Source organism: Rothia mucilaginosa, from assembly GCF_964210535.1.
GTDB lineage: Bacteria > Actinomycetota > Actinomycetes > Actinomycetales > Micrococcaceae > Rothia > Rothia mucilaginosa_F.
Window position 1 is genome coordinate 38,545 of the sequence record NZ_CAXOMR010000017.1, and the last position, 11,433, is coordinate 49,977.

8 protein-coding genes are annotated in these 11,433 nt (G+C 60.9%); 5 read left to right on the forward strand and 3 right to left on the reverse strand.

Annotated elements, in window-relative coordinates:
- The first annotated feature begins 116 nt into the window (after positions 1–116).
- A complete protein-coding gene (locus AB8C10_RS06610; RefSeq protein WP_368867245.1) occupies positions 117–4,157 on the forward strand; it encodes a S8 family serine peptidase in 4,041 nt (1,346 codons plus the stop codon).
- A 95-nt stretch (positions 4,158–4,252) separates the two neighbouring features.
- Positions 4,253–4,393 carry a hypothetical protein gene (locus AB8C10_RS06615; protein ID WP_160311327.1) on the forward strand — a complete coding sequence of 47 codons (141 nt, stop codon included), beginning with the start codon at positions 4,253–4,255 and terminating at the stop codon, positions 4,391–4,393.
- Positions 4,394–4,480: 87 nt separating this feature from the next.
- On the opposite strand, the gene AB8C10_RS06620 is transcribed toward AB8C10_RS06615, so the two are convergent.
- A complete protein-coding gene (locus AB8C10_RS06620) occupies positions 4,481–4,783 on the reverse strand; it encodes a recombinase (protein ID WP_315260802.1) in 303 nt (100 codons plus the stop codon).
- Between the two features lie 288 nt (positions 4,784–5,071).
- Between AB8C10_RS06620 and nadE the strand changes: the two genes are divergently transcribed.
- On the forward strand, positions 5,072–5,905 hold the full coding sequence (nadE, locus tag AB8C10_RS06625) for an ammonia-dependent NAD(+) synthetase (RefSeq protein WP_315260801.1): 834 nt from the start codon (positions 5,072–5,074) through the stop codon (positions 5,903–5,905).
- Positions 5,906–5,994: 89 nt separating this feature from the next.
- On the opposite strand, the gene AB8C10_RS06630 is transcribed toward nadE, so the two are convergent.
- Positions 5,995–7,494, reverse strand: coding sequence for an MATE family efflux transporter (locus tag AB8C10_RS06630; protein ID WP_368867246.1), 1,500 nt, complete (start codon positions 7,492–7,494; stop codon positions 5,995–5,997).
- A 200-nt stretch (positions 7,495–7,694) separates the two neighbouring features.
- Complete coding sequence (locus AB8C10_RS06635) at positions 7,695–9,335, reverse strand: Na+/H+ antiporter (RefSeq protein WP_368867247.1); 1,641 nt, start codon at positions 9,333–9,335, stop codon at positions 7,695–7,697.
- A gap of 375 nt (positions 9,336–9,710) precedes the next feature.
- On the opposite strand from AB8C10_RS06635, the gene pdxS reads away from it, so the two are divergent.
- Together pdxS and pdxT are read left to right on the forward strand one after the other, a co-directional pair.
- Positions 9,711–10,616, forward strand: a complete 906-nt coding sequence (pdxS, locus tag AB8C10_RS06640; RefSeq protein ID WP_005507298.1) for a pyridoxal 5'-phosphate synthase lyase subunit PdxS — start codon at positions 9,711–9,713, stop codon at positions 10,614–10,616.
- Positions 10,617–10,731: 115 nt separating this feature from the next.
- Complete coding sequence (gene pdxT / locus AB8C10_RS06645; protein ID WP_368867248.1) at positions 10,732–11,370, forward strand: pyridoxal 5'-phosphate synthase glutaminase subunit PdxT; 639 nt, start codon at positions 10,732–10,734, stop codon at positions 11,368–11,370.
- The last annotated feature ends 63 nt before the right edge of the window (positions 11,371–11,433 follow it).

Consider the following 11,433-nt stretch of genomic DNA (forward strand, 5'->3'; position numbering starts at 1 on the left):
GTGCAGAACCCTTGCCGTACAGCTCTCCGAGTAGAACTCTCGGCGTATAACTCTCCGCGCAGAACCTCGGTGCAGAAACCGCTAAGAAACGCACCATCACTAAAAAGGAGCATTCAGTGGCAACCTTCCCTGAAGCTACCCCCGCGCGAGCCACCCGGCACACACAGCCGGGTCGCCTCAAGCAGCTGGCACGCGGCTGCGGCGCACTCGCCCTGGGGCTCACCCTCGGGCTGACCGCCCTGCCGTTCGGTACCGCCGCCTACGCGGCACCGGGCGTAGTACGCGGCGCAGACCGGGACGCACCCCACCAGAACACCGGCACCGGCGAGAACAACAACGAAGTTCTCTCCCCCAGCCTGGACGGCGCCACCGGCGAACGCGCCGTGTTCGTCCGATTCAAGGGTCAGGGTGCGTACGCCCAGACCCAGCCGGACGCGGTCCGCTCCCGCGCGCAGGCACCCGTCAACGCGCAGGCACAGGTGCAGGCAATCCGCGCCAGCGTGCAGCAGCAGGGTGCCTCCGCGGCGAAGGAATCCGGTGCGCAGGTCCTGTACACCACCCATAACACGATGCGCGGCGTGGCGCTCTACGGTAACGTCGAGCAGATTCGTGCGCTCGCGAACCGCGACGATGTGGAACGCATCAGCATCATTGAGGACATGGCACCGCAGAACAGCGGCACCCTCATTGATACGGACACGCTCTCCGTGTGGGCGAAGAGCCCGGCGAACCCCGCCTCCACCGGCTACACCGGCAAGGGCGTGAAGATTGTCGTGCTCGATACCGGTATCGACTACACACACGCCGATTTGGGTGGCCCCGGCACGCAGGAAGCCTTCGAGAAGGCGAAGGCATCCGACACGATTCCCGAGGGCACCTACGATCCGAAGAAGTTCCTCGGCGGCTACGACCTGGTCGGTGACGACTACAACTCCGGCAAGAAGGAAACCTCCACTCCCCACCCGGATAACAACCCGCTCGACTGCGGCGGCCACGGTAGCCACGTGGCGGGCACCGCGGCAGGCTACGGCGTGAACGCGGACGGCAGCACCTTCCACGGCGACTACTCCAAGCTCACCGAAGAGCAGCTCAAGGACATGAAAATCGGCCCCGGCTCCGCACCGGACGCCCAGCTGATTGGCCTGCGCATCTTCGGTTGTAAGGGCACCACCGCGTTCGTCCCCAAGGGCTTGGACCGCGTGCTCGACCCCAACGACGACGGCGACTTCTCCGACCGCGCCGACATCGCGAACCTGTCGCTCGGCAACGAGTTCGGCGTGTTCGATGAGACCGTGAACTACGCGGTCGGTTCCCTCTACCGCGAAGGCATCCTCTCCGTGGTCGCGGCGGGTAACGCCAACAACTACAACGCCGTGGGCGACACCTACTCCAACTCGGGCGGCCCCGGCACCAGCGCCTACGGCCTGACCGTGGCGAACTCCATCGGCTCGACCCAGCTGGTGGACCGCGTGAAGATTCTCGCCCCCGCGAACGAGGCGGACACCTACGGCGACTACTCGGTGAACTTCGACTACGCAAAGGCGACCGAGGAGCAGCTGCGCGGCACCGTGGTGCGTGCCGCCTCCCGCAACCGCTACGCCTGCGAGGCATTCACCGAAGAGGAAGCCGCAGCCCTGAAGGGCAAGTGGGCTCTCATCGACTGGGCGGACGCTGACGGCACCGCACCCTGCGGTTCGAAGGTACGCTTCGACAACCTGCAGGCGGCTGGCGCAACCGGCGTGGTGCTCACCTCGAGCACTGAGGTCGGTGACACCGCTATCGGCGGCAACTCCTCCATTCCGGGCGTGCGCCTGGCAAAGAGCCAGGTGGAGCGCCTTTCCGCGCAGATTGATTCGGGTGAGCTGACCCTGCAGCTCGGAGAGAACCTGCGCGACTCGATTCGCGTGCCCAACGGCAAGCTGGATCAGGCGAACACCTCCACCGCGCGTGGCATGCACGGTTCGCACGGCATCACCAAGCCGGACGTTGCGGCACCGGGTACGAACATTTCCTCTATCGAGGTTGGTAGCGGTACCGGTTCGAGCGTGAAGACCGGTACGTCCATGTCCACGCCCTTTGTTGCCGGTGTTGCGGCGCTGATTATGCAGGCGCACCCGGAGTACGGTCCGCGCATGATTAAGACCGCTATCATGAACACCGCGGACCACCACATGCAGGACGCCTGGGGCAACCCCTACGCGGTGGACCGTGTGGGTACCGGCCGCATTAACACGCGTGCGGCGGTGGCTGACCGCGTCATGCTGTTCAACGCGGCACGCCCCGAACAGGTTTCGGATACTTTCGGCGTGCTTGAGTACACCCCGAACGCCGGTGTGCAGACCCTGCAGCACCGCGTGAGCGTCGAGAACACCGACTCGGTGGCGCACACCTACACCCTGAACTATGAGGGCAGCACGAGCATCCCGGGTGTGGAGTTCTCCTACCCTCAGTCCGTGTCTGTGGGTGCCGGCCAGAAGGCGACGTTCACCGTGACGGTGCGCATTGACCCGTCGAAGCTGGAGAAGACCCGCGACCCGTCCATGTACCCGAACCAGGATTCGGTAAACTACTCGACCGGTACGGTCACCATTTCGGGTGCCCGCCAATACATTGCGAGCGCTTCGGGCCGCCTGATCCTGACCGATACTGATTCCTCGGCTGCGGTGAAGACCCTGCGCATGCCGCTGCACGTGGCACCGAAGCCTGTCTCCGCGATGCGTGTGGCTGGCTCCGATATCGCCTTCGATGCTGAGGGGTCCGGCGCGACCGAGCAGACCCTGACCCTGCAGGGTACCGCGGTGGATCAGGGCGGTTACCGCTCCCTGCTGGGTGCCTTTGAGCTGGGCGCTTCGAGCCCGCGCATCCCGACCGCGAAGCTGGGTGTGGGTTCGGATTCCCGCATGGACCTGCAGTACGTGGGTGCCGCCTCGAACGTGGCGGCGTTGAAGGCTGCCGGTGCGGACACCTCGCAGGCGCAGCTGTCCTTCGGTATTTCCACCTGGGGTAACTGGCAGGAGGTGACCCCGCGCGGTACCTACTACGTGTTCGTTGACACCAACAAGGACGGCACGAGCGACTACCGCCTGCAGACGGTGCGTGAGAAGGGCCTGGACTACCCGCTGGTGAAGGTTTCTAAGCGCAGCAACGGCAAGTGGGTGGCGATCGAGAACGCCCTCTACCCGCTGAACGGCACCTGGGGTGATACGGACACCAACATCATGGATTCGAACACCCTGGTGATGACTGTTCCGCTGAGCGTTCTGGGTCTGGACCCGAACGCCGAATCGACTGAGATTTCGTACTCGGTGACCACCTCTAGCGCGTTCGCGCCGACCACCGTGGTTGATACGACTGATTCGGTGGTGTTCAACTATGCGGCGCCGAAGCTGTGGTTCAGCGGCGAGTCGGCAGGCGTGCCGAACCTGTTCGTGGATGCGCCCTCCGCTCAGCTGGTGGCGCACCGTAACGGCGACGCGAAGAACGTTTCTGCGCTGTTCCTGCACATGCACAATGCGACTGGCGACCTGTCCGGCGTGAACGGTGCGGCGGGTGAGCGTGCACAGGTTCTGCGTGTCTCGTCGAACTCTGAGGATACCGCGGCGAGCGCACACTTTACGGATGTTCCGGCGGATTACCCGTTCGTGAACGACATTAACTGGCTGGCTCAGCGTCGTATTACGACCGGCTACCCGGACGGCACGTTCCGCCCGAACGGTTCGGTGGAGCGCGGCGCGATGGCGGCGTTCTTCTACCGTATGGCGGGTTCGCCGCAGTTCACTGCACCGTCCACTCCGAGCTTTAAGGATGTGCCGCGTGATCACCCGTTCTTCAAGGAGATTGAGTGGATGCGTGCCCGCGGTATTACGACCGGCTGGTCGGATGGTACGTTCCGTCCGAATGCTGCGGTGAATCGTGATGCTATGGCGGCGTTCTTCTACCGTTTTGCGGGTTCGCCGGCATATTCGGCTCCGGTGGCTTCGCCGTTTAGTGACGTGTCGGCCGGTAGCCAGTTCTATCGTGAGATTTCGTGGTTGGCTGATCAGCGTATTACGACTGGTTGGGCTGATGGTTCGTTCCGTCCGGTTCAGCCGATTGAGCGTGGCGCGATGGCGGCGTTCTTGCACCGCTATAACGTGCGTGTGCTGAATAACCGCTAGTCGGATGCGGACGTGAGGGCCGTGTCGGGGTGGAGTTTCCTGCCCCGGCACGGCCTTTTCTGTGGGCTGTTATGTCTGCGGCGTAGACTTAACTTATGCGTGAGTTACAGGTTCAGAACGGCGAGGATGAGACGCTGTCAGCTATCCAGGATGCCCTCAATCAGGAGGAGCTTCTGAACGCGGCGGCGGACTTCGTTGATCGCTATGAGAGCGTCTTTGAAAATCTAAGCCACTGATATTCCTTCGAAAGAAATACCCCCGGTGGATGCTGTACGCATCTACCGGGGGTATTTGCTTGCCTCGCCCTGCCCGAGGCGGCCTAGTTAGCGTTGGCGGGCTTCTTTACGGTTGAGCTTCTCAATGGCGGCTTCCACCTTGGACTTGCGGTGATTCAGCTTCCAGAAGCTGAAAGACTGCGTCAAGACACTCTTGCCCATCTCCACGAGGGAAGGCAGCCCCTGCCGGATGAGTGCCTCATTGATTTCTTCCTGGGTGGCGCCCTGCTCCTTCATCTGCTCGACGAGGATGTTCGCCTCCGCTATTTTCCCGGAGGTGAGCGGGTGGTTTTCGAGGCTGGTTTCGATGTCTACGAGCTCGTCGTAGAGTTCAGTTTTTGTTTTTGCCATGGTGCTGTCTTCACCGTCCTTGGTTGACGTGTTCTGTGGCGTAGCGGGTGTGGGGGCGTTTTCCCTCATCACCGGCTGTTTTGAACGGTATTTGAACCGTATGTTCATGCTAACAGCCGCACGGGTTGTCGCACAGGGTTTTTACCGGTGAGTATGCTGTGTATTTTCGGGGCTGAAACGATACTGAACCCGCCGTGTGCGCCGCGCTGAACGCACCGTGTGGAACACTACCTCGCCTCCCTCGGCGGTTCACCACACGGGCTATAAGGTGGAGCGTACACTTAAGTCATGCGTGAATTACAGGCACAGATCATCCGTGAAATGGGCGTCAAGCCCAACATGACCGAAGAGCAGGCACGCGAAGAAGTGGAGCGCCGCATCCAGTTCATCTGCGACTACCTGGAAGCCACCGGAAGCCGCGGCCTGGTACTGGGCATCAGCGGCGGCATTGACTCGACCCTGGCCGGTCGCCTCTGCCAGCTGGCGGTGGACCGCCTCAACGAGCGTGGCCGCGCCACCGAGTTCGTGGCGGTGCGCCTGCCCTACCGTGTGCAGCACGACGAAGAGGACGCGCAGGAGGCGCTGCGTTTCATCCAGCCCACCCGCTCCCTGACCTTCAACATTGCGGAGGCTGTCGACGGTTTCGACAGCGCCTACGTTGCCGCGACCGGCGAGCAGATGAGCGACTTCAACAAGGGTAATGTGAAGGCGCGCGCCCGCATGATCGCCCAGTACGCGGTTGCTGGCGGCCCCGGCTACCTGGTGGTGGGTACCGACCATGCGGCGGAGTCCATTACGGGTTTCTTCACGAAGTTCGGTGACGGCGGCGCGGACCTGCTGCCGCTGTACGGCCTGAATAAGCGCCAGAACCAGTTGCTGCTGCGTGTTTTGGGTGCGTCTGAGCGTCTGTGGGCTAAGCCGCCGACGGCTGACCTGCTGGACGGCGTACCCGGCCGCACCGATGAGGATGAGCTGGGTCTGACCTACCCGCAGATTGATGACTACCTGGAGGGTAAGGAAATCGACGAGGCGGCAGCTGCGAAGCTGGAGCAGATTTACCTGCGTAGCCGCCATAAGCGCACTACTCCGGTGACGATTTTTGATTCCTGGTGGAAGAACTAGCGCCTCAACCGGCAAATGACCTAACGTAAAAGCCCCAAACTCCCTTGGTGGGAGTTCGGGGCTTTTACTATGCTTTTGCAGACCGAGGACTATGCCTTCTGTTCGGGCTGTGCGCCAGAAACCTGGGCAGCCTGAACGTCCGAATCCTCAGAACCTTCAGCCTCAACCTCAGCTTCAGCGGGCGGTACCTTCGCGCCACCCGTGGCGAGGAACAGCACCAGGCCCAACGCGCAGGCGAGCACCTGGGTGAAGGGGAACGCCCAGGTCAGACCCTTAAAGCCGAACCACATGTTGCCGAAGTACACGGCGGGGAAGAACAGCAGAGCAATACCGAGGGTCATCAGCATTGCCGGGCCGCCCTTACCGGCCGCCTGGAACCAAGACACAAACACGATGCTGACCGCGTTGAACACGGCGGCGAGCATCAGCGCAACCATAATCTCCTCGCCGGTGTCGATGAGGCTTGCATCGCCAACCACGGCGAGCAGTTCACGGCGGAAAATCAGCACCGGAATGGTGATGATCGCGGAGGTCGCCACGGACAGGATCGTTGCGGTGCGCAGCGCCTCCTTCACGCGGGCGCCGTTGCGGGCACCGTACGCGTAGGCGTACAGCGGGATACCGCCCATACACAGGCCCATGCACAGCATTTCGGGCACCATGTTCAGGCGCATTGCCAGGCCGAACGCCGCGACGGTGTCGTCACCGTAGGAGGCGGCGAGGTTGTTCAGCAGCAGGGCGGCGAAGATCAGGTTGAGGCTCTGAATGAGCTCAGCAGCACCGACCGCGACCACGGGCTTGATGATAGCGGGGTCGAGGGAGAAGTCGCGGATGTTCGCGGAGAAGTTCTCGCTCTGACGCATCAGGAACAGCAGGTAGTACAGCATGGATGCGCCGTTCGCCAGCAGCATCGCCCAACCGGCACCGGCGACGCCCATGCCCATGATGGCGATGAACAGCACGTCGAAGATGCAGGTGACGACGGTGCCGACGATGATGCCGTACATGGACTGCTTGGCGTAGCCTTCGGATCGGACGAGCTGTTCGAGGGTGAACATGCCGATAGCGAGGGGCGCGCCGAGGAACATGAGGTGCACGTAGATGCGGGTCGGTTCGTAGGAGCCGCCGGATGCACCCATGATGCTGGTGATCGGGTCGGCGAGGATGAAGCCGATAGCCGCCGCGACGATACCGGCACCGAGCGCCGAGTAGAGGGCGAAGGAGGTGACGCGGTGAATTTCGTGGGCGGGCTGGCCTTCACCGAGCTTGCGGGAGGCGAGGGTTGAGGAGCCCAGGCCGAACAGGCCTGCGATCGCCATGATGACGCCGAAGACGGGCACGCCGTAGCTGGTGGCGGCGAGGTCTTCGGTGCCGCCGTAGTGGCCGACGAAGTAGGAGTTCACCACGTTGTAGATGCTGGTGATGGCGAGGCCGAGCGCCATGGGCACGCCGAGGGAGAGGAGCGCCTTGAGGATGGGGGCGTCTTTGAGCAGGTAGATGTTCTGCGGGTCTTCGCTTGCGCCGTGCGGGCCGTGTCCTGCGGGTGCGCCGTTTTTGGGCGCGTTGTTTTCAGTCTGCTGAGGTGCCATAGATTCCTGTGGTTCTAGTCTGTGTTGTGTCCGGTGCGCGGTAAGAAGCGTGGTCCGCACAAAAAACGGGCTAGTGTATTGTACCGTCTACACGTAGGGGTGGGTCTAGAGGTTTGGACATAAAAGTAACGAGGCGCCCCTCCCCCGCTGTTCGGGGTAGGGGCGCCTCGCCTCATACGTATCGCATGTAGGAGTGTGAGCTATTCGAGCTCAACCGGACCAAGCACGCGAACCTCCTCAATATCCAGGATTTCCTGAATCGCGTGGAGCACATTCGTGTCGATTATGCGCTCATTACGCAGGCGCTTGAGCACGCTGCGTTGCTTCTCCCAATGCCGCAGGCGCAGCTCTTTCTCAAGGTCGCCCGCTTCAATAATGCGGCGGGCTTCTTCCGGCGCATTCGCACCGTCTTTACGAACAGTGTGCAGGTTGCGGTGTATACTCGCGTTGTACATCTGTTCGTCGGCAATGCGGTCGATAATCCACTGTGGTGCACCAATTTCCTGGCCGATCTCAGCCACAGAGTCGAAGGACTCGGCAATGATCGTGCGGATTGCTTCATTAATCTCATCTTCTTCGGTGGTATCAACCGGAATTTTCGCCCACCTAATAACGAGCGGCAGGAGCATCCCCTGAACCACCATCGACAGCAGAACCACGCCCGCAACAACAAAGATAATAAAGTCACGCGCGGGAACATCAGTCGGCACGGAGAGAGCCACCGCGAGGGAAACACCGCCGCGCAGTCCCGCAAAGGTACTCACTACACGGCCACGGAAAGTTGTGCGCAGCTGCTTCTGCTTTTCTGAACGGTCAAGGGCACGAATAATACCGATCGAGACGTGCAGGAAAATAAAACGCGCCGCAATGGAAACAAGCCATGCCACCACAATCACGGCGAACGTCAAAGCCCACGCATAGTTGTATTCACGAAGAACATCATCCACAGGCGCTGTGGCGCTGGGCAGCTGAACACCCACGAGCACGAAGAGCGCACCGTTCATGACATAGGAGACAAACGACCAGATGGGCAGACCGTAGAAACGGTTTTGGGGTTTGATGGTATCCGGTCCGCGATAGGTCAGGTAGAAAGCGGCGACCACCACAGCCACCACTCCGGAACCTTTCATGCCCTCAAAAGGCTCGATCTCTTCAGCCAGGAAGAAAGCAATAAACGGCACGGTAAACATGAACACGCTGAAGTTCATGGGGTTGCCGATGTGCGCACGCAGCTTATCTACACCCCATCCGACGGCCAGGCCAACGAGAGTTCCAATCAGGAACGAGAAGAAGAACATTCCGGATGCAGTCCCCAGGGTAAGTTCATGACCACCCGCAAGCTGCAGGGCGAGTGCGAAAAGAACTAGGGTGGTGCCGTCGTTAATGAGTGCTTCCGCTTTAAGGGTGGTGATGGAAGATTTGGGGAGTTTGCCGTTGAGCGTTGCCACGGCCACAGCATCGGTGGGGGCGAGCGCCACACCGATAATCAGCGCCACATGCCACAGGTAGACGCCCATAAATGTGTGAAGCACCCAGGCGATAACGAACGCCGTGAAAATTACGAGCACCGTGCCCGAGAGCAGAATGCCGCGCAGACGAGCGCGCGCTTCACGCCATGAGGTGTTGCGGGCTTCCCAGAAGAGCATGATGGGCAGGAAGATTTCGAGGATGACGTGCGGCGGCAGGCCGATACTCTGAACTTCGTGCAGTTCGTGGGCGGGCATAATGCCGATAGCCAGGCCAATGAATATCAGCACAATGGCGGGGGTTATCCGTATTTTATGGGCGAGGATATTACCCAGAAGAATCGCCAGCGATAGGGCAATGATGACTTCGAGCATGCTGTTCCTTTTCTTGGGCACAGGGGTACTGGACGCTCGGGTGCTGCTTGGGTGTGCCCGGGCGCAGTTCCTGGTGCGCTACATGGTCTGTGAAATGTGTTGATGGTTGCCCTGCGGGCTTTTGTTCTAGGTGGCGTTTACGACGTGGTGAGCGCCTACCCGCGGTGCCCGTGTGCAGGTTCTAGTGGGTTAAATAGTATACCGGCGGTTTTATTCCCTGGGCTCGCTGGCGGGGCTGTCCAATTCGTGGGTGCGGGCACCTTTCATGACGTTTTGTGTCGTTCTGACGTGAACTTGGGGTCGTACTGTGTCAGAGAACAGAAAATCCGCCCCTGTGAGTGCGCGCGAACACTCAGAACGTGAGAAGATAAGGTCATGACTGATAACAACACCGTAACCGGCAGCCCGCTTGTTAAGCGCGGCCTGGCCGACATGCTCAAGGGCGGCGTCATCATGGACGTCGTCACCCCCGAACAGGCTAAGATCGCTGAAGATGCTGGCGCTGTTGCCGTCATGGCTCTCGAGCGCGTTCCCGCGGATATTCGTGCGCAGGGCGGCGTGGCTCGTATGTCTGACCCGGACATGATTGAGGGCATCATTGATGCTGTTTCGATTCCGGTCATGGCGAAGGCACGCATCGGCCACTTCGTTGAGGCTCAGATTCTGGAGACCCTGAAGGTCGACTACATTGACGAGTCTGAGGTTCTTTCCCCCGCTGACTACGTGAACCACATTGATAAGCACCAGTTCAAGGTGCCTTTCGTGTGCGGTGCTACCAACCTGGGTGAGGCTCTGCGCCGTATCACCGAGGGTGCCGCTATGATCCGTTCGAAGGGCGAGGCTGGCACCGGTGACGTCTCTGAGGCGACTAAGCACATCCGCACCATTAAGCGTCAGATTGCTGAGCTGCAGGGCCTGTACAACACCATGCCCGACGAGCTGTACGTGAAGGCTAAGGAACTGGCTGCACCGTACGAGCTGGTTCGTGAGGTTGCTCAGACCGGTAAGCTGCCCGTGGTGATGTTCACCGCTGGTGGCGTGGCTACCCCCGCTGACGCTGCAATGATGATGCAGCTGGGTGCTGACGGCGTGTTCGTTGGTTCCGGTATTTTCAAGTCGGGCGACCCGGTTGCTCGTGCGAAGGCTATTGTGAAGGCTACTGCTTTCTACAATGACCCGGAGAAGGTTGCTGAGGCTTCTCGCGGCCTGGGTGAGGCTATGGTCGGCATTAACGTTGCTGACATTCCGGCACCGCACCGCCTGGCGGAGCGCGGCTGGTAATTCGTGCGCGCACCCCGCATTCGGGGTGAGTGTTTGATGAGGGGGTGGGGTTCGCTGAGGCGGGTCCCACCCTCCTTGTGTTTGTTGTGTTTGTTGTTTTGTGAAGGGAGCGGTGATGGTTGAGAAGGTTCAGCCTACCGGTGTTTTGCCGGGTGAGGGTTTGACGGTTGGTGTTTTGGCGTTGCAGGGCGGCGTGAGTGAGCACGCGGAGATGCTGGAGTCCTTGGGCGCGCAGGTGCGTTGGGTGCGTACCGGTGAGCAGCTTGAAGGGCTGGATGCGCTGGTTCTGCCGGGTGGTGAGTCGTCGACGATTGACCGTCTGACCCGTATTTTTGGTGTGCGGGAGCCGCTGATTGAGGCGATTTCTTCGGGCCTGCCGACCCTGGGTACGTGCGCGGGCCTGATTATGCTGTCGAAGCGTATTGATGATCCGGCGCCGGGTCAGCAGTCGCTGGGTGTCCTGGATGTTTCGGTGGGTCGTAACGCGTTTGGTTCGCAGGTTGATTCTGCGGAGGTGCGTCTGCCGTGGCTGACTCCTGCCGGTGATGAGGTGGTTATTGATACGGCGTTTATTCGTGCGCCGATTGTGACCGGCACTGGTGAGGGTGTGCAGGTGACGGCTCGTCACGAGGCGAAGATTGTGGGTGTGCGTTCGGGCAACCTGATTGGTATTTCTTTCCACCCGGAGGTGACGGGCGATACGACCGTGCATGAGGAGCTTCTGGCTCTGGCACGCGAGGTGAAGGGCAAGTAGCCCCTCCCTCCCCCCCCCCAAAAAAAAGAAAGCCCGGTAATGACCGTTTAAAGAGTTGTGGCG